This is a genomic window from Moritella marina ATCC 15381, from assembly GCF_008931805.1.
Taxonomy (GTDB): Bacteria; Pseudomonadota; Gammaproteobacteria; order Enterobacterales; family Moritellaceae; genus Moritella; species Moritella marina.
The window spans coordinates 1,505,034-1,525,861 of record NZ_CP044399.1 but is presented as its reverse complement, the minus strand read 5'-3'; the positions used below and the strand labels follow the sequence as shown (position 1 = coordinate 1,525,861).

General features: G+C 38.8%; 13 protein-coding genes. 1 reads left to right on the top strand and 12 read right to left on the bottom strand.

The features are described 5' to 3' along the window. The first annotated feature begins 192 nt into the window (after positions 1 to 192). Positions 193 to 1,161 carry a phage integrase gene (locus tag FR932_RS06845; RefSeq protein WP_019440202.1) on the top strand — a complete coding sequence of 323 codons (969 nt, stop codon included), beginning with the start codon at positions 193 to 195 and terminating at the stop codon, positions 1,159 to 1,161. A gap of 133 nt (positions 1,162 to 1,294) precedes the next feature. Here FR932_RS06845 and rmf read toward each other — a convergent pair whose 3' ends face one another. The 12 genes from rmf to FR932_RS06785 all read right to left on the bottom strand — a co-directional run bounded on the left by rmf (position 1,295) and on the right by FR932_RS06785 (position 20,807). Continuing rightward, complete coding sequence (gene rmf / locus FR932_RS06840) at positions 1,295 to 1,471, bottom strand: ribosome modulation factor (RefSeq protein ID WP_019440203.1); 177 nt, start codon at positions 1,469 to 1,471, stop codon at positions 1,295 to 1,297. Positions 1,472 to 1,622: 151 nt separating this feature from the next. Next, positions 1,623 to 3,368: a DUF3466 family protein gene (locus FR932_RS06835; RefSeq protein WP_019440204.1), complete on the bottom strand. Its 1,746-nt coding sequence runs from the start codon at positions 3,366 to 3,368 to the stop codon at positions 1,623 to 1,625. A gap of 15 nt (positions 3,369 to 3,383) precedes the next feature. Further along, a complete protein-coding gene (gene uup, locus FR932_RS06830; RefSeq protein WP_019440205.1) occupies positions 3,384 to 5,291 on the bottom strand; it encodes an ATP-binding cassette ATPase Uup in 1,908 nt (635 codons plus the stop codon). A gap of 159 nt (positions 5,292 to 5,450) precedes the next feature. Beyond that, the gene (locus tag FR932_RS06825; protein ID WP_019440206.1) at positions 5,451 to 5,687 is read right to left on the bottom strand and encodes a glutaredoxin family protein; all 237 of its coding nucleotides are present in this window, start codon (positions 5,685 to 5,687) and stop codon (positions 5,451 to 5,453) included. Then, entirely contained in the window at positions 5,687 to 7,819 is a 2,133-nt protein-coding gene (rlmKL, locus tag FR932_RS06820; protein ID WP_019440207.1) for a bifunctional 23S rRNA (guanine(2069)-N(7))-methyltransferase RlmK/23S rRNA (guanine(2445)-N(2))-methyltransferase RlmL, read from the bottom strand. The genes FR932_RS06825 and rlmKL overlap by 1 nt, the downstream gene beginning before the upstream one ends. A gap of 154 nt (positions 7,820 to 7,973) precedes the next feature. After that, a complete protein-coding gene (locus FR932_RS06815) occupies positions 7,974 to 8,534 on the bottom strand; it encodes a cell division protein ZapC domain-containing protein (RefSeq protein WP_019440208.1) in 561 nt (186 codons plus the stop codon). 100 nt (positions 8,535 to 8,634) lie between these two features. Then, the gene (gene pyrD / locus FR932_RS06810; protein ID WP_019440209.1) at positions 8,635 to 9,645 is read right to left on the bottom strand and encodes a quinone-dependent dihydroorotate dehydrogenase; all 1,011 of its coding nucleotides are present in this window, start codon (positions 9,643 to 9,645) and stop codon (positions 8,635 to 8,637) included. Positions 9,646 to 9,735: 90 nt separating this feature from the next. Further along, on the bottom strand, positions 9,736 to 14,586 hold the full coding sequence (locus FR932_RS06805; RefSeq protein ID WP_019440210.1) for an NAD-glutamate dehydrogenase: 4,851 nt from the start codon (positions 14,584 to 14,586) through the stop codon (positions 9,736 to 9,738). A 257-nt stretch (positions 14,587 to 14,843) separates the two neighbouring features. Then, a complete protein-coding gene (gene pepN, locus FR932_RS06800; RefSeq protein WP_019440211.1) occupies positions 14,844 to 17,456 on the bottom strand; it encodes an aminopeptidase N in 2,613 nt (870 codons plus the stop codon). Positions 17,457 to 17,544: 88 nt separating this feature from the next. Then, complete coding sequence (prc, locus tag FR932_RS06795; protein WP_019440212.1) at positions 17,545 to 19,545, bottom strand: carboxy terminal-processing peptidase; 2,001 nt, start codon at positions 19,543 to 19,545, stop codon at positions 17,545 to 17,547. Positions 19,546 to 19,658: 113 nt separating this feature from the next. Beyond that, positions 19,659 to 20,291, bottom strand: a complete 633-nt coding sequence (gene proQ, locus FR932_RS06790) for an RNA chaperone ProQ (RefSeq protein ID WP_019440213.1) — start codon at positions 20,289 to 20,291, stop codon at positions 19,659 to 19,661. Between the two features lie 204 nt (positions 20,292 to 20,495). Next, entirely contained in the window at positions 20,496 to 20,807 is a 312-nt protein-coding gene (locus tag FR932_RS06785; protein WP_019440214.1) for a YebG family protein, read from the bottom strand. Positions 20,808 to 20,828 lie beyond the last annotated feature (21 nt).

Here is a 20,828-nt window from a genome sequence, read left to right as displayed (position 1 = left end):
GTCTAATGATGGCGTTCTAAAGAAATATAGATATTTATATTTGATTTACAACATATTTTGAAGAAAAAACAACCTGTACATGACACATATACAATAGTTGTTGTGTATTAATCAGCGACAAACAAACATTGAATACTCCTCACTCACCCCCTATAGTACTGTATGTAACACCAGTATTAAAAGGCTAATTTAATGTCAATTAAACAGATCACGAACGGCTACGAAGTCGATTGCCGTCCACAAGGCCGTGACGGTAAACGCTACAGAAAGAAGTTTACAACCAAAGGTGAGGCTCAGAAATACGAGCGCTGGCTGCTTTCAACTCAAAATCAAAAGGATTGGATTGAGAAAACCGCTGATAAGCGCCCTCTCATCGATTTAATCCACCTTTGGTATCATTACCATGGCCAGCAGCTCAAGACAGGTCCTAGAGAACTAAAACACCTAATCACGATTAATGCTGACTTAGGTAATCTAAGGGCTGACCAGCTAACACGGCAACGCTTCATGCAATATCGTGCTGATAAAATGGCAGGAGGTATGAAGCCCGCATCTATCAACCGCAATCAAACACGGTTGAGTAGTGTTTTTACCGCATTGATTAAAGCGGAAGAGTTCCATAATGAACACCCATTCAAGGGCATGGGACCATTAAAAGTACGTGCGCCTGAAATGGGTTTCCTAACTAAAGCCGAAATAAAGCAATTATTAACAAACCTAAGTGGTGACGAATTACATATCGCTAAGTTATGTTTATCCACCGGTGCGCGTTGGAGTGAAGCTGCAGAACTGAAAACGAGTGATATTGTGCACGGGCGAGTGACGTTTGGTGATACTAAGAACGGAAAAAACAGAACAGTCCCTATCACTGATGAGCTTTTAAAGGAAATTGCACATGGTAAAAGTGGTCGATTATTTAATGGGTCTTACACTGTATTCCTAGCCAGATTAAAGAAACAGAACTTCGATATACCTAAAGGTCAGGCTTCACATGTGTTACGACATTCGTTTGCGAGTCACTTTATGATGAACGGTGGCAATATATTAACGCTACAGAAGATATTAGGACACTCAACAATAATGCAAACAATGACCTATTCACACCTTGCACCAGACTATTTAAATGAGGCCATGAAGTACAACCCAGTGTCCACATTATGACCAAATTAGTGCTACCCAGTGCTATTTACTGCTACTCATTAAACGCACAGAGCCCCGTAAACAGGGGCGAAGCCTGCTATGACGGGGCTCTATTAGCCCCATTTATTGGGGCTTTTTTGTATTCATTAATTAACTATTTCATGAAGAGCCCTGTACTTCGGATCTCTTGTGCTTCACGCCACCCACCTAACCATTGACCTCGCGAATCTGCGCTTTGAAATGGACAAACTTCATTCGATCGACCAGCTGTTCCGGCCTGATAACCTTTCGAATATGCTCTTTCCAAACGATCTCTTTTCTGTCTCTTCATTCTAGATTCCTCAAAAAATGTATAACTTAAAGCAGAGACTTCCAATGCCTCTACTAAGTAATAGGCCAAGATATGCGACAAATCAAATAAAAAAGCCACCGTAATTAAATTACGGTGGCTTTAAAGGTAAAACATAATGTTTAGTGTGTAACTAATTACGCTTAAAACGGCGGAATAAAAGCATCATGGTAGGTAATAATACAAACCACCCCATACCTGCCCCACTACGTTCATAGTCTTCTTCAGCTTTAATAGGACATTGCGATGAATTATCAAAAGCATCTAACTCAGTTTTAGATACAGTCATAGATAATACTACTGGCGTTGAACCAACTCTGTTCTTGTAGTTTTCTACATTAACATAGTCATAACCATTAGCGACAATAGTATACGAATCACTGTTATTATCAGTAATGCTTATAGCGTTGGTAAAACGATACCTAACATCACTATCATCGATATCGTTACAATACAAATCATCTAAATAAGCTGATTTTTTAGATTTATAATCATAGATGAATGCACTTTGGTGTCGTGCTGAGCCATCTGCAGTCGGACTTGTTTCACCTCGTCCATCACGCCAACCGATAGCTAAACCGTCATTATTAATTTTACTAACCTGTGAGTTAGCACCTTTAATCGGATTGCCTTGGAATGGGTAACGAACATCACCGTTAGATACGTCGTAGGTATAAAACTCAGTCGCATAGCTTCTGTTTTGCGGCTGCTTATACATACGATTACCAACCACAATAAACGCTTGTGACGCATCAGTACCACTTGATGCCACCATTGATTTAGACGCAGCATCATAAACAGTATCTGTGATATCAACTGCGACAGTATCACGAATAACATCATCATCAGGTTTAACTATTTCAGACATAGTATACTTAATACTACTATCAGCATTTACCGTAGGCATGAATACCGTAGCACGAGCACGACCACCGCTATCACCACTGAAAACATTTTTAGTTGAAAAACCAACAGCAAAACCCGATGTATTTATTGCATAAGCATTAGCAATATAAATTGCATCACTGCCATTGCCTATATTGTTATCAATCCATGTCGAAGAGAATAATTTAGGAATGGATAAATCAGATACAGACCAAAATGAAGCTTGTACGTTAAACCCTGGACAATAATACAAATCATCATAGTCAAAACGATCATCATCTGGAGCGGCATTAAAACAAGCACTAAAACGGCTAGAAGAACCATTTGAGTTTGGCCAATCTACACTTGACTGACCAACAACAAGTTTTTGGTTAAACTCTACACCAGAAAAAGATACAGACTTAACAATAACTTGGGTCGCATCATGTGCAGAACTAAAACCACCGTTATCAGTGAACAAAGGGGTTAGAGGATCATCACCATAAAAACCGCGTCGAACAAACTGAGCGTTAGTTGTACCATAACCAACAGGGACATCGACATCCATAGCAGTTATCTTTCGTGATTGAGTTAGTTCTACCGGATCAATTGAAGCCACACTAGCATTATGAATCGTTGTAGTACTCTCTGATTCATAATTGCCATTGTAAGTATTTAAAATATTACGGCGCCAAGCATAAAGCCCGTCACTGCCATCGCCACCTTTTTTGCCGTCCCAAAACAAATCGCACACTTCACTATTGTATTTACAATATTCGTTGTACGTCCAAGGGGCACCTATATCATAGGTAAACTGCTGGCCATAAGTACTAGTATAAGTAGCTACGTTTGTAGTCGCGACAGCGGCACTCGATGTATCCATAGCTGATACATATGGACCATAGCGACTAGGATCTGTTTGTTCAGCAATTACATCGACCACAACAGCAGCCGATGCATTCGAACACAATAAGAGACTAATAATCCCTGCTAATTTAGTCTTTTTTAAAAGCATTATGTTTAGGTTTCCTTAGCCTTTCATTTCTTCTAGCTCTTCCCAGCGAGCGAATGCAGTTTCTAGTTCTTGCTCTTTACTCGCAAGATTTTCCAACATTGCTTTCGTTTCACTTTCAGGCTTGTTAAAGAATTCAGGTTGATTAATTTCAGCTTGCAAGGTTTCAACTAGTTCTTCTAGTTGTTCCATTTTTGCAGGCAATTTTTCAAGTTCAACTTGCATATTGTAAGGCAGTTTTTTTGCCTTAGCAGTCTTAGCTGGTTTCGCTTGTTTAACAGGTGCCTCTACAACAGGTTTAGCCTTCGGCTTCGCTGACATAGATTGTGTATTAGCTTCTTGATTCTTAGCATCGTGGTAACCACCAACAAAGTTAGTGATGTGACCTTTGCCATCAAACATCCAGCAACTCGTTACCGTGTTATCGATGAAATTACGATCATGACTTACTAATAATAACGTACCTTGGTAATTGGCAAGTAATTCTTCTAAAAGTTCCAATGTTTCGATATCTAAATCATTTGTTGGTTCATCCATAATCAAAAGATTAGATGGTTTTAGAAACAATTTAGCTAATAATAGGCGGTTACGTTCACCACCAGACAAAACTTTTACTGGTGTACGAGCACGTTGAGGGTGGAATAAGAAGTCTTGTAAATAGCCAAGTGCATGACGTGGCTTACCATTAACAACAACTTCTTGTTTACCGTCAGCAAGGTTATCGATTACTGTTTTTTCAAGATCTAATTCAGTACGATGTTGATCGAAGTAAGACACTTCTAACTTAGTACCGCATTTGATGATACCTGCTTGTGGTTGCAATTCTTCAAGTAATAACTTAATTAATGTACTCTTACCACAACCGTTTGGACCAACGAATGCAATTTTATCGCCACGCATGATGTTAAACGTAAAATCTTTAACGATTTGCTTATTCTCGAAACCGTAATCAACGTTTTCGCCTTCAAAGATACGTTTACCTGAGCGTGAAGTCTCATCGACTGAGATTTTAGCTTTACCTTGTACGCTTAGACGTTCGCTACGTTCATTACGCATTTCTTTAAGGGCTTTAACGCGGCCTTCATTACGTGTACGACGGGCTTTAACGCCTTGACGGATCCACACTTCTTCTTGTGCTAAACGTTTGTCGAATAATGCATTCTGCTCGTCTTCTACACGTAGTGCTTCTTCTTTACCTACTAGGTATTCATCATAGTTACCAGGGAAAGACATTAGGTTACCACGGTCAATATCAATGATGCGTGTTGCCATAGAGCGAATGAAACTTCTATCATGGCTTACGAAAATGATGGTACCAGCGAAGTCTTTTAAGAACTCTTCTAACCAAAGGATAGATTCGATATCCAAGTGGTTCGTTGGTTCGTCAAGTAATAGTAGATCAGGCTTGCTTGCAAGTGCACGTGCTAATGCAGCGCGACGTAACCAACCACCCGATAAATCATCAAGTAACATGTCAGCGTCTAAATCTAGGCGCGTTAGTACTTGCTCGATGTTTTGCTCAAACTCCCAGCCGTTTCGGTTATCAAGTTCTTCTTGTAGACGCATTAATTTGTTTAATGCTTTTTCACTGTAATCTTCACCAACAAGAATAGCTTGGTGATGGTAATCTTTTAATACTTGACCGATGTCAGCAAGACCGCCCGCAACAAAATCAAAGATTGTAACGCCACTTACTTTTGGTGGATCTTGCTCTAAACGAGATACAACAGCATCTTGTTCAATTCGTAATACGCCATCATCAAGTTGGATTTCGCCGCCAATAACTTTCATCATTGTTGATTTACCAGCACCATTACGACCCACAAGACATACGCGTTCTTTGCGTTCGAATACAGCATCTGCATGGTTTAATAACGGTAGGTCGCCAAAGGCAAGACAAGCATTTTGTAACGTGATAACAGCCACGGTAATTCCTTAATAAAATAATTTATTGCTTCTTCGTTGAAAATTCAAATCGAAGAAACAAGCAGTTAGTTAGATTCTAACATAAAGTTGTAAAATAGAAAAAATCCGAGCCTAACAATCACCCTGTAATTGAAAATAACTCGGATTTAGTCAAATAAATCAATCTTGATTGATAAAATTAGCTAATTCAGTCACATCAAAAGGCCAGCCAATATCCTTCTCAGCCTCACAATCCCTAATCACGGGAATTCGAATACCATAACGGGCAATATCAGCCTCGTCGTGAATGATCTCAATTCGAGTCATCTCGCTTGCTAAGCCTAGAGCAATAACAAGCTCCCAAGCCTGTTCACATAAATGACAACCTTCAGTTGTGTAGAACGCGAATTTAGTCATTATCCCACTCGTGTCACAAGCCAGCAGTTATTGATGTTCTTATTACGAGCGAAATCTTTAGAACGATTTTGTTCCGTAATATTTTTAGCTTTTAAGCCTAGTTTCTCTAACGCTTCAGTATCTAATTTAAAGTTACGCTTGTTATTAGAGAATACTATTTCACCACGTGCAGAAAGAATATTTTCTAACCAAGTGAACAATTGTATGTGATCACGTTCAACATCAAAGCTATCTTCCATACGCTTTGAGTTTGAGAATGTTGGCGGATCAATAAAGATAAGATCAAACTTGTCTTCACAACGTGCTAACCATGATAAGCAATCTGCTTGCACGACTTCATGTTTACGCATACTGATGTTGTTTAATTCAAAGTTACGCTTAGCCCAGTCAAGGTAAGTATTTGACATATCTACAGTAACAGATGATTCAGCACCACCTAGAATTGCATGAACACTTGCACTACCTGTATATGAGAATAGGTTTAAGAAACGCTTACCAGCACTCATCTTTCCGAGCATTTGACGCGTTAAACGGTGATCAATGAACAGACCTGTGTCTAAATAGTCTTTCATGTTCACTTCAAATTGAGCGCCATATTCACTAACAGTGAATACTGACTTAACTTGTTGTAGTTTTTCGTATTGATTACTGCCTTTCTGTTTTTGACGTACTTTCAATACTAATTTGTTAGGATCGATGCCGGTTACATCAAGCGTAACAGCTACAATGTCCATGATACGTTGCTTGGCTTTTTGCTCTGGCACATCTTTTGGCGCTTGGTATTCTTGTACCACAATCCAATCGTCATACAAATCGATTGCAGCATTGTAGTTAGGTAAATCTGCGTCATATAAACGGTAGCAGTTAATGTTTTCTTTTTTCGCCCATTTTGATAACAATTTGATATTTTTCTTCAAACGGTTACGAAATTCCTCGGCAAAACCAGGGCTCATCTGTGTTTCAACGTGTGCTTTAACTTGACGTGCAACTGATGAAATTTGATAAAGTTTAAGGAAACACTCAAGGCCACCATTAAACAATTTATATTGCTTATTAGCACGCATGCCTAAACGTGAGAGTAAGTCAGGATTTGATGAGAAGAACGCGACATTCCAGCCAGAGAACTCACTCTTTAATCGCTCACCTAATACTTGGTGTAATACGATTAATTCAGGCTGTTCACCCATACGTTCACCATACGGAGGGTTACAAATTAATGTACCTTCACTGGTAAAATCGTTCACTAGATTTTTAGCGTCACCGGCTTCTAATTCAATCACATGTTCCAGACCCGCTGCACGCACATTGGCTTTAGCTTGGTCAAGTACACGCCAGCTTTTATCAAAACCATATACTTTCAGATCGGTATTCGCAATATTCTTACGCGCTTGATATTTTGCTTGTGCAACCAATTCTTCCCAACCAGATTGATCGAAATCATTCAGCTGTTGGAAACAGTAACGTGTACGTAAAATACCCGCTGGTACTTTAAGCGCCATTAATGCAGCTTCGATAAGCAGTGTTGCAGAGCCACACATAGGATCAACTAATAAACCGTCAGTGTAGCCACTACGTTTAATGATTGCCGCTGCTAAGTTTTCTTTAAGTGGTGCAGCGCCCGTACCTTGACGGTAACCACGCTGGTGTAAACCATTACCACATAAATCAAGAGACAGTGTCGCTTCTTCACGACGAATATGCAGGTGAATTCGGACATCAGGGTCGTTTTTCGCTACGTTTGGACGGTCGCTCATGCTTTTAGTGAAACGGTCAACAATACCATCCTTCACTTTCAATGCACCAAACTGAGTATCACGAATGCTGTCGTTTGTACCAGAACAAGAAACAGCAAACGTTTTATCAAGATCAAAGATCTTTTCCCAATGCATGCCACTTACCGCAAGGTAAAGGTCTAACACATCGAAAATTTTGAATGTTTTTAATTGCAAGGTCACTCGAGATGCTAAGCGGCTCCACAGACAAATTTTATACGCTGTTAATTGAGTAGATTTAAATGCGACACCAGCCATTGTTTCACGGCAGTCTTGTGCGCCAAGTTCAATTAGCTCTTCTTTAAGTAGAAGTTCTAAACCCTTAGGGGAAGAAGCAAAATAAGTGTTGAGTTTAGTCAATTTGAAAGCCTATATTATTTCGAGATACTTTCTAGTCAAAAAGAAAGTAAGCAATGTGATTATTAATGGGGGCGAATTATACCACGCAGCCTGATAGTCGCATAGTCATGTTGAGGAAATTCTTAGATAAACGAGGGTTAATGGCTAGATTATGTTATGCCAAGATTTGAACGTAGGAAAATGAATCATCTGTTAATTGTTTTGACACCGTTTGTTGTAGTTGTACGCGATCGTTCATGACGCGAATCACATCAAACTTGGTTAACGTCTTCATGTCAGATAGCTTTATCGCATCTTCTAATAACATGCAAGTCGAAACTCGCTCGTCAGCCTCAAGTACCACAAATTGAATCTGAGCACCTCGCAAAGACAGGGTGATGATATCACCTGTACTGAACGATGTTTCAGCATTTTGATAGTCAAAAAACCAGCTTTGAGGCATTTTAACTTTTTGGAAACGCAGACTCGTCACTGCATTTAACGCTATTTGTACTTTTTCAGGCACACAAAAATCTAAATCTTTGAGAGCCTCTAAGAAATAGTAATAGTAACTAGAATCTTCTGCGCAAAAGTTAATCCGTCCTTTACACAAATTATTCATGTTGCGTTTATCTAAATGGCAAGACATAGCAAGCCCATCCGATAATTGAATAACGATGAATTGACCTGCGCAGTCATATTGCCAATACCACTTGTTGCTTGGTTCTAGTAACATCCTGATACCAGTAATGTAATTAACTATCTACTAGTGTAACTACACCCGAACTATAAGTAAATAGCTTTAACAGAAAAATAGACTAAAACCAAGCGTGAAGTTACATATTTCTTACAATATTTTTAACTAATTTAGGGCCTTTATAGATAAAACCACTATATACCTGAACAAGATCTGCACCAGCATTGAATTTTTCTTTGGCTGAAACAGCAGAATCAATACCACCTACACCGATAATCGGTAATTGACCATCAAGCAATACGGCAAGTTTACGTACAATTTCAGTACTTGCATGTTGCACTGGACGCCCACTCAAACCACCCGCTTCACTCGCATGCGGCATATCATGCACTAAGGTTCTGTCTAGTGTCGTGTTTGTTGCAATCACACCGTCCATTTTGTATTTAACTAATGACTCAGCAACTTGCGCTAGTTCATCATCCGTTAAATCAGGTGCAATTTTAACTGCTAAAGGTACATATTTTTCATGTGTTTTTGTCAACTCAGATTGGCGTTCTTTAAGGGAGCTTAATAAGCTATCCAAAGCTTCACCATACTGTAGCGTACGTAACCCTGGGGTATTTGGTGACGAGATGTTAATGGTAATATAAGAAGCATGTTGGTACACCTTATCCATACAAATAAGGTAATCATCATTACCCTTTTCTATTGGCGTGTCTTTATTTTTACCAATGTTGATGCCTAAGATACCTTTATAGTTGGCCGCTTTCACGTTTTCAACTAGCGCATCGACGCCTGCGTTATTGAAGCCCATACGGTTAATGATCGCTTCAGCTTCTGTAATACGGAAAATACGTGGCTTTTCATTACCGTCTTGAGGACGAGGAGTCACGGTGCCGACTTCAATGAAACCAAAACCCATTGCAGCAAAGGCATCAATACACTCGCCATTTTTATCAAGACCTGCAGCTAAACCAACAGGGTTATCAAATGTGAGTCCCATGACTGTCACTGGTTTACTTGGTAATTTTTGAGAATATAAGCAACTTAAAGGAGTAGAACCCGTTAATTTTAACCCTTTGATTGTCATTTCATGCACTACTTCTGGGTCTTGCATAAAGAAAAATTCACGTGCAATACGATATAACATTTTCTATTCCTCATAAAAAAGCACTGTATCAACAGTGCTTCATAATTAAATCATTTTAATTGAGTGCCTACGCAAACACTTATTTACTTGCTAGATTGCATTTCTGCAGCTTAACTGAAGTAAATTTAATTCTCGTAGTGCTACTGAGAATTTAGCAAATTCATGCGAAGAGCTCATATTAAAATCAGCCAACATTTGCAGCCAACGAACAACAAGCGTGTCGTTATCAGATAACCATTCATCAATGATTATATCGCACTTACCTGTTGATGAACAAGTAGATAACACAACTGATGTTAAGCTACGTTGTTGCAGGGCAAGTTCTTCACGGAAAGCTGATCTTGCTAGTGCTTGCCAATGGTTAGCAACAGGCTGTAAGTTAATTTGATGCATAAAGTCATGCAGCTGTAGTTTGTTACCTAGCGAGAAGAAAACAGATTGTACTAATGACATTGGTACTTGATGTTGTTGACATACGTCAGCAATATCGAATACCGAGAACAAGGTGTTCTGATGCACGATCTCGTTGGCAATATCTACAGGTACTGATTTTTCAATCAATGCATTAATACGTTTACTTTGTTTTTCTTTGTCAGCATCAACCAGTACTTGCTCGGTATTTTCTTTCATACCATTGTAGATAGGTTTGTAAAACGCAATTGTGTCCGAAATACTCTTGTTACGATCACGGTAACGTACTAACCAACAAGACGCGCGACGAATATAACGGCGGCTTTCAAATAACATATCAAGTTGAGTTGCAGAATCAACCGTGTTGTCCAAGCCAGTCACGACATCCCACATGTTTTCCATGCCAATTACATGTTTCGCAATAACAAAACATTTAGCAATTTCAACAACGCTTGAGCCTGTTTCATCTTGCATACGACCAACAAAGTTAAGTCCCATATCATTAATGATTTCATTCGCAAGACGTGTTGCAATGATTTCATTTCTCAGTGGGTGATCTTGCATTTGTTTTTTGTACTTATCTTGTAACAACTGCGGGAAAGCAGTGATAAGTAATTCCGACAAGAATTCATCTTCAAATACTTCTGGGCAATTTAGCTGTTCTTTCAATTGCATTTTTGCGTATGCAAGTAATACAGCTAACTCAGGACGTGTTAGCCCTTCATTTTTAGCCAAACGTTCTGCCAACTCATCTTCACTTGGTAAGAATTCAAGTTGACGATTTAACTTGCCGTTACGTTCAAGCATTTGTATGAAGCGAATTTGCTCTTTTAACTGTTCAGGTGCGCGTGTTTCAGTCACAGAAACAGATAGCGTTTGCTTATATGCATTGTTCAATACAATTTCAGATACTTCATCTGTCATTGAGTACAATAATTCATTACGCTGCTTACGCGTTAAGTCACCGTTACTCACGATACTGTTCAGTAAGATTTTAATATTAACTTCATTATCTGAGCAATCTACGCCGCCCACATTATCAATAAAGTCACTGTTGATACGACCGCCATTTTTACCGTATTCAATTCGGCCTAGCTGTGTACAACCTAAATTACCACCCTCGCCGACAATCTTAACGTTTAGCTCACTGCCGTTAATACGAACGTGATCATTAGCACGATCACCAACATCATTATTGGTTTCTGATTCTGCTTTAACATAAGTACCAATACCGCCGTTCCACAATAAGTCTGCTTGAGACGTTAAAATTGCTTTGATTAAATCTGTTGGCGTCATTAATGATACTTTCGTACCTAACATTTTCTTAATTTCAGGTGTTAACGTGATCGCTTTTGCTGAACGTAAGAAGATACCGCTGCCTTTCGACATAATTGAACGGTCATAATCAGTCCAGCTTGAGCGTGGAAGATTAAAGAGACGGTCACGTTCGGCATAACTTGTTGCACAATCTGGATTTGGATCGATGAAGATATGCATATGGTTAAATGCAGCAACTAACTTCGTGCTTTTTGACAACAACATACCGTTACCAAATACATCACCAGCCATGTCGCCAACAGCAATACAAGTAAATTCTTCTTCTTGGCAGTTAATGCCCATTTCACGGAAATGACGTTTAACAGATTCCCATGCGCCTTTTGCTGTTATACCCATTTTTTTATGGTCATAACCAACAGAGCCACCTGATGCAAATGCATCACCTAACCAGAAGTTATATTCATCACTGATTTCATTCGCAATATCAGAGAATGTAGCAGTACCTTTATCAGCAGCAACAACTAAGTATGAATCATCTTCATCGTAGAAACGTACGTTTGCAGGATGAACAAGTTCACCATCTACGATGTTATCAGTGATATCAAGTAAACCACGGATAAACGTACGGTAACATTCTTTACCTATGCTGAATGCTTCATCACGACTGTGGCTAGGCTGAATTTGTTTACAAACAAAACCACCTTTAGCACCAACAGGGACAATTACCGTGTTTTTAACTTGTTGCGCTTTTACAAGGCCAAGTACTTCAGTACGGAAATCTTCACGACGATCAGACCAACGTAAACCACCGCGAGCCACTTTTCCACCACGTAAATGCACACCTTCTACTTGAGGTGAATACACAAACACTTCAAATTTTGGTAATGGTAGTGGCATATCAGGGATCAGCGATGACTCAAACTTAAATGAAATATAAGCTTTACTTTGATCGGCTGTTTTTAAACGTGAATCAACTTGATAGAAGTTAGTACGTGATGTTGCTGTAATCAAGTCGATGAAACGACGGATGATACGGTCATCATCTAAGTTATTTACTTGTTCTAACTTGGTTTCAAAATTAGCAATAATATCAAGGCTATCTATTTCGCCCTTATCCATAGCAAATTTTTGGTGGAAGTAGCAGTATAGGCTATTAGCCAATTCAGGTAATGACGCTAATGTGTTCTCTATGTATGCTTGGCTGAAGTTATTACCAATTTGACGCATGTATTTTGCGTATGAACGCAGTACTGATATTTGGCGGCCAGATAGATTGGTTTTAAGTACTAACTTATTAAAACCATCATTTTCTAAGCGATTTTCCCATACTTGATGGAAGGTAGACATAAAGTCTGCACTACGCTCTGTCGTATCAAGTACATTATCACCGGTATAAAGCATGGTGAAATCAAGCACCCAGTATACAGTACCGTCAGCTGTTTTAACTTTAAACGGTGTTTCGCCAAGTACTTTTAACCCCATGTTTTCTAACATAGGTAATACATCCGACAAATGGATTGGCTGATCTTTATGGAACAATTTTAAGCGTACGTGATTAGAGTCGTGCTGCTCTTCTTGCGCACGATAGAAAATCATTTCAAGTTTATGTTCTGTCGATAGTGTTTCTAATTTGATGATATCTGCAACTGCAGAGTTAGGTAACACGTACTCTTTATATGATTGTGGGAAAGCAAGCATGTATTTCTCAGAAAGAGAACGACCTTTTTCTTCACCGTAGTGACTCACGATCGCTGTTTTAAGCTTATCATTCCAAGATTTAGCCGCTTCAGTTAAGTTCTGCTCGATTTCCGCTAGGTTTACATTAACTTCTTTTACATTCTGATCAACGTGTACAAGATATTGTGTTCTAGCCATATTACCTTCAGAGAAATAGGTATTAAATTCAACTTCTTTATCGCTACCTAGATAGTCAGCTAATACTTGCTGGGTCTTTTCACGTAACTGCGTGTTATAACGCTCTTTAGTCACATATACCATGCAAGAATAATAACGACCGAATAAGTCTTTACGCACAAACAATTTAACTTGATCGCGATCCTGCATGTGTAACACACCCAAAGCACAATGCAGAATATCTGCTTCGCTCGATTGAATAAGCTCATCACGTGGATACGTTTCTAAAATGTTTAATAACGCTTTGTAAGAATGATTTACCGGGTTATAACCTGAAGCTTCCAGTACGCGTTTTATCTTATCGCTGATTAGCGGGATATCGATTGCGCTACTGTTATAAATTGATGACGCGTATAAACCAATGAAACGCTCTTCACCAATCACATTATTGTTATCATCGAACAATTTAATGCCAACGTAATCAATGTTTGCCGGTCTGTGTACTCGTGATTGCGCATCACTCTTCGTTAGAATAAGGGTATTCTTCGACAACACTTCACTTTTTGCATCCGCTGATAAATTAGCAAGACCATAACCTTGGTTATTGATCGAGTTTTTCATGATACCTAAACTTGAATTGCAATCTGGTGTGATAACGTAATCACCCTTTACAGGTTCGATATCATAATGGCGGTAACCGAGTAACGTGAAGTTATGATCACTTAACCACGATAGGAATTTAAGTGTATCGGCATAATCGATACCTTTCTTATTCGATTTTTTAGATAATTGGTCAATCACAGAAAGCAATTTATCTTGCATTGGTGACCAGTCATTAACTGCAAGCGCAATTTCATTTAATACAGAGGTAAGTTCTGCACTAATAGCATCTAATTTACTGCTTTCTGTTTGGCGATCAATTTCAATTAAAAATACCGTTTCTGACGTGAAGTTTTTGGCATTTTTAGGATTCGTTAGAATTTTGTTTACACGACCGCTATCATCTCGTTTCAAAGCAATTGGCTGATGCAACATCAAATGTGAAATTACGCCAAGTCGAGATAATGCCATCATGACTGATTCAGTCAGGAAAGGTGAATCAGCTACAATGATTTCAACAATCGTGTGTGTTGATTGCCAACCATTAAGACTGATTTCAGGATTGTAAACACAAATATCAGGGCCGTTATTCGTACTACTGTTTAATCTGTTCCACAAGCTAATTGCAGCACAATACAGATCGCTATCACTACGCGTAGAGAGATCTTCCTGCCTCATTCCAGCATATAATGCAGTGACAAACTGCTCGACTAATGTATTGCTTTTCGCATCTACTTTGGTCTTTACAAGGCTGATTACGTTTTCCAGTAACACAGGAATAGGCGTTTTATTCAACATACTAGCAATCCTTTAAATCTTGGTTTATTAAGTCTAGCTAAAAAAGTAACTTATGAGGTGTTTCAAGCGGGCATTCTAACATTAAAATTTGTAATAAAAATGCTACAGAGGCAACAAGATAGAAAGATAAATGCAGGTTTTTAAGAATAAAACCTTGATATAGATCTAAAGGTGGGTATAAGACGCCAAAATCGACCTAAATACCCACTTAATATAAAACAAACGTTTAACTCTATGTTAAATCATTTGCGTTCGGTTTAAGCTAATGCTCGGTCTATTTTTTCAAATAGATCGGCAGCTAACGCATCAATTTGACTCAGTCTCACTAATTGCGCTTTCATTAAAGCTTGGCGCGCTGCATCAAATTTCTTGAATTCAATCAGCGGTGTAATTAATCGCGATGCGACTTGTGGGTTACTGCTATTTAGCTGACATAAAATATCTGCTAAGAAAGCATAGCCACTGCCGTCAAGTGCATGGAAAGTTTTAGTATTTAGCGCAGAGAAACTGCCAATTAATGAGCGAGTTCTATTAGGGTTAGCTAACGAAAAACTACCATGTTCAAGGGTTGCTTTAACGACTTTCAAGCATTCCTTACTTGGACTAAGGCCTATTTGTACAAACCATTTATCCATCACTAAACCGTCATGTGACCACGTTGATTCAAATGCAGACATCATCGTTTTAAAGCAAGGTAGTTGTGCCTTGTTTGCTGCGCTGATAGCCCCCATCGTATCTGTCATATTATCGGATTGTTCAAACTGATTTAAAACCAATGCATTTACATCTGCCACATTCGCTAATGCAATATACTCAAGACATACATTTTTTAACGAGCGCAAAGCAATATGTTCATGTTCGATTGCATACACATGTTTAGGCATATCAGCGTAAATAGCCGCGCATGATGATGCCACGCTGTTAGCAATTTCTGCTTTAATGAAACCAGTCACTGCCAATAGTGCATCAACATCGACGTCGTCAAATAAACCCATGAGGCTATTTGTTGACGGAAATTGTAGCATTTCAGCTTTTAATGCAGGATCTAACTGCTCATTAGCAACGAGATCGCGGAAAGCTTGCCCAAACACGGCTGGTAATTCAAGCGATTGTTTATCTCGAACCCGACCTACATTTTCCACAACATGTTTATTAATTAATAACTGTGATGCATCCCAACGTGCAAAGTCGTTGCTTGCATGCACCATAAGCATGGTGAGTTGTTCATTGCTGTATGCGTAATTAAGTTTAACCGGCGCCGAAAATTCTCTAAATAAACTTGGTACAGGTGCTGACGTTATATTATCAAACACAAAGTCTTGTTGTTTTTCAGTGAGGTTCAACACATGATGTACAGGTTTACCTGCAAATGTCAGTGCTAACGGACTACCCTGCTCGTCCAATAATTCAATATCAACTGGGATATGCAGTATTTGTTTTACTTTCTGATCTGCAGTACTCGGCGTGTGCTGCAGCATTGATAAAGTATAAACGTTCGTTTCAGCATTGTAATGATCGGTTACGGTGACACTTGGTGTTCCCGATTGCGAGTACCAGTTTTTAAACAAAGTAAGATCGACACCTGAAGCATCTTGCATTGAAGCAACAAAGTCATCACAAGTCACCGCTTGGCCGTCATGACGTTTGAAGTATAAATCCATACCAGCGCGGAAATTTGATTCACCTAATAGTGTATGGATCATACGTATAACTTCAGCACCTTTATTATAAACGGTAGCAGTATAGAAGTTATTCATTTCGATAACAGAAGCTGGGCGAATGGGATGTGCCATTGGGCCTGCATCTTCAGGGAACTGCGCAGAACGTAACACTTTCACATTTTGAATACGATTCACAGCACGAGAGCCAAGATCAGAACTAAATTCTTGATCACGGAATACAGTTAAGCCTTCTTTCAGGCTTAACTGGAACCAGTCGCGACAAGTAATGCGGTTCCCAGTCCAGTTATGGAAATATTCATGACCAATCACAGCCTCGATACCTAGATAATCAACATCTGTTGCGCTTGCTGCATCCGCTAATACATATTTAGAGTTGAAGACGTTAAGGCCTTTATTCTCCATTGCGCCCATATTGAAAAAATCAACAGCAACAATCATGTAAACATCAAGGTCATACTCTAACCCGAAACGGTCTTCATCCCATTTCATTGATTTTTTAAGTGACTCAACTGCATGATGACCGCGTGATAAGTTACCTTTATCAACAAATAACTCTAACTTCACATCACGACCAGAAGTCGTAATATAGTTATCTCTTAACACATCAAAGTCACCGGCTACTAATGCAAATAAATAAGCTGGTTTTGGGTACGGATCACGCCATTGCACCCAATGTTGACCATTTTCCAAATCACCACTATCAACACAGTTACCGTTAGATAATAGGTATGGGAAAGCCGCTTTGTCTGCAGTGATCTTAGTGCTAAATACAGCTAGAACATCGGGACGATCAAGATAATAAGTTATCTTACGGAAACCTTCAGACTCACACTGAGTACAAAAAGCATCAGCCGATTTATATAAACCTTCTAAGCTAGTGTTTTCTTCTGGGTTTACTTCAGTTTCGATGATAAGCACACATTCAGAAGGTAAATCAGAAATGATAAGTTGATTATCTTTAACCAAGTAATTATCAATGGGATGACCATCTATCGATACTGCAAGTAAAGTGAGATCTACGCCATCTAATACCAGTGGGTCATTATGGCTGCCACTGCGGCGAACCTTGTTAATCGCAACAATTTTAGTTTTACTGTCATCGAGATTAAAATCCAGATCGATATTATCAATGAAGTAATTTGGGGCGGTATAGTCTTTTAAATGCTTCGCATTAGGCTTAACTGTCATTTATAGTCCTAATCTATCCACGGATAGAGACGTAAAATAGTGAAAAAGTGCAGCGTCCTGCTGCACTTGAAATAAAAATAGAGGGGAATTAGCTAGACTTGCTTAAATCAATCGCTATGTTGGCTGCTTCTAGTAGGAAGGCATCATCAAATTCAAAGTCCTCAGGCTTATCATCAAATGATTTAACCTCAGGCAATTCTTTACGAACGAGGCGTTCGTTCAAACGTTTCAAACGAATTGCTTCATTTTCTTCACGTTCTTTAATACGCACAGACTCTTTCAAAGAAATTGTTTTACTATCAAGTTCCTGCTTATATTTAATAATATCTTCTTGGATATAACTAAACTCAGGATTAACAGTAACTCGCTTTTGATGCTCTTCAGTTAACAAGTTAACCGATGATTGCAGCGCTAATGATTGTTGATAACTTGCTTTACGGATTTGGTCCCAGGCTAACGCGTTATCTTCAATTGACTCGCCTGTATCTTCTGGTTTGACAGCAGATGGGAAAGCGATGTCTGGTAACACGCCACGTAACTGTGTACTACCACCATTGATACGATAAAATTTTGAAATGGTATATTGGACACTACCAATCGGCTTATCATAGAGATCATATAAACGTGCTAAAGTTCTATGCTGTTGCACAGTGCCTTTACCGAATGTCTGTTCACCGACAACAAGTGCACGACCATAATCTTGTAATGCCGCAGCAAAGATTTCTGATGCAGATGCGCTATAACGGTTTACTAATACAACCAATGGACCATCGTAAAAGGTTTTACCGTCACGATCTTCGAGTACATTAATTTTATTACGAGCATCACGTACTTGTACGGTTGGACCGTCATCAAAGAATAAACCTGAAAGTGAGTTTGCTTCTTTTAACGCACCACCACCATTGTCACGTAAATCGATAATGATAGAGCTTACTGAGTCTTTCTTCAGTTTATCCAGCTCTGTCAGTACATTTTTAGTTAGGCCATCGTAGAAACTTGGGATCTCGATAACACCAACCTTCTCGCCTTCGACATCGATTACTTTCGATTTAGCGGCGCGATCTTCTAAACGTACTTTGTCACGAATAATTTCGACGATTTTATGTTTTGCACTTGCACCTTCACCACGCACTATCTCGAGACGGACTTTAGTGCCTTTAGGCCCTTTAATCTTATCGACAACGTCATCAAGACGCCAACCAACGATATCAACAATCGTTTTATCGTCTTGTGCTACACCAACAATTTTATCTTCGGCTTTTAATTCTTTGGTCGAATCAGCCGGTCCACCTGCGACTAAAGAGCGGATAACGGTATAGTCATCAATCGTCTGTAGTACAGCACCGATACCTTCTAATGACAAATTCATTTCTGTTTTGAAACGATCAGCATTACGTGGCGATAAATAAGATGTGTGTGGCTCGATACTGCGAGCATAAGAATTCATTAATGTTTGAAAAACATCTTCACTCTGTGTCTGTTTTAAACGTTTGATTGCGGTATCATAACGTTTATGCAGTAATTTTTTAATCTCAGGCCAGTCTTTACCGGTTAATTTTAAATTAAGTGCTTCATACTTTACTTTTTGACGCCAAAGCTCATTGAGTTCTTTAGGTGTCTTTGCCCAATCAGATTCAGATGTATCGAAATAATATTCGTCATCGGTATCAAATTTAATCTCTGTGTCAAGCAAGGTTAAAGCATAAGCAAATCTTTCATAACGACGTTGTAGACCGACAGTATAAATATCATAAGCAGGTGCAAGACGACCTTGACGGAAATCATTTTTAAATGACAGCGCATACTTGTTAAAGCTATCTATATCACTCTGTAAAAAAATAGTGCGATAAGCGTCAAGTTGCTTTAAATAACGATCGAAAACTTCGACAGCAAAAGTGTCATCAAAATCGACTGATTTATAGTGAGAGCGTGTAAAAAGATTAACAAGACGTTTACTGGCTTCAGAATGCTGAGCTTCTTGTTTTAATGTAGGGAGTTCTTGAATCGAAACAGTGGGTTCAAATGCATGAGCATGTATGGCGAATAGTACCGAAGCACTGATAAAAGTTCGTGTTAAAACTTTTTTCATTAAAAATCCTTTTGAGAATAAGTAACGCTAAATTAATAATAGTCAAGTATTAGCCATTTTTCATATATTTAGCTAACACTCGACTACTAAAAATTCAGAACACTCTTATTGCTTTATACAAAAAGGTGCTCTCTTTTTACTTTTAGAGAAAGTCCTGATAGTAATTGAACTTGAACACCATCTTTAGATACTTCAACGATAGTTGCTTGTACCGGTGCTTTACCAACTACAACTTTGACAGCTTGACCAGATTTAAGTTCCGCTTCATTTACTGGGCGTTCAACTTGAATTGTAGGTTTTTGTTCTGCTTTAGGCGCAGATTTTTTAACTACTTTTTTAGGCGCTCGTTTTACAGCAGGCTTTTTCTTTTCAGCGTTAGCCTTCTGTTCTGCATTTTTCTTATTACGTTCAGCGAAGAATTTAGTTTTGCTTTCTTCAAGTGTCTTTTGTGCATGCTCAATGTGCTCTGCATCTAAAACACCTGCGTCGTTGCCATCTAAGTCAACTCGTACAGCATCTTTTTTAGCGCCGTGAAGGTAACGCCAGCTTGCAGTATACTGACGAAGAGCCGTACGTAACAATGTTTTACTAACTTTAGAGTCTTCTTTTAGACGCTCAGCCAGATCTTGAAAAATGCCAATTTTTAGCGGTTTAGCTTCGCCCTTTGCAGTGAAACATTTCGGGAATATTTCTACCAAATAAGCGATAACTTCTTTGCTATTTTTTAGCTTTTCAATGTTTTCCATGAATGACCTTAAATTACTTCTAATTGTTCAGATATAACAAAACGAATTTTTGCTATATCGCATGTATAAAATTTATCGTTATTATAGAGCGATTGCAATTAATTGCTATCTTTAATCCGTCCACTTAACCCCAAAAGGTGTTAAAAAATAACTATTCCGGTGATTTTTTAGACGTTCACAAACAATAATTAAGCGGATGGAAGGTTAAGCAGCTTCTTTTTCGACTGTATTTTTTGGCGTTTTTTTAGCTTTAGTCGTCTTTTCTTCAGTCTCTACAGCCGCTTTTAATTGCCCGCCTTTCAAAAGAACCTGCAATGAAGCGCTATTTTGCGCCAGATATAACGCTAATTCTTCAGCAAGGCGATCGTCAATTTCAAGTGGAGATGTACTTATAAAATCAGTTAAGCCATCTGCAACATCTAACATTTTATCGTATGCATCGGCTTCTTTTTTACTTGTAGACGTCATTTTTTCCACACCATTTCGTTCCACTACATATTTTACTATTACGGCCATGAACCTGTCCCCTGAATACAC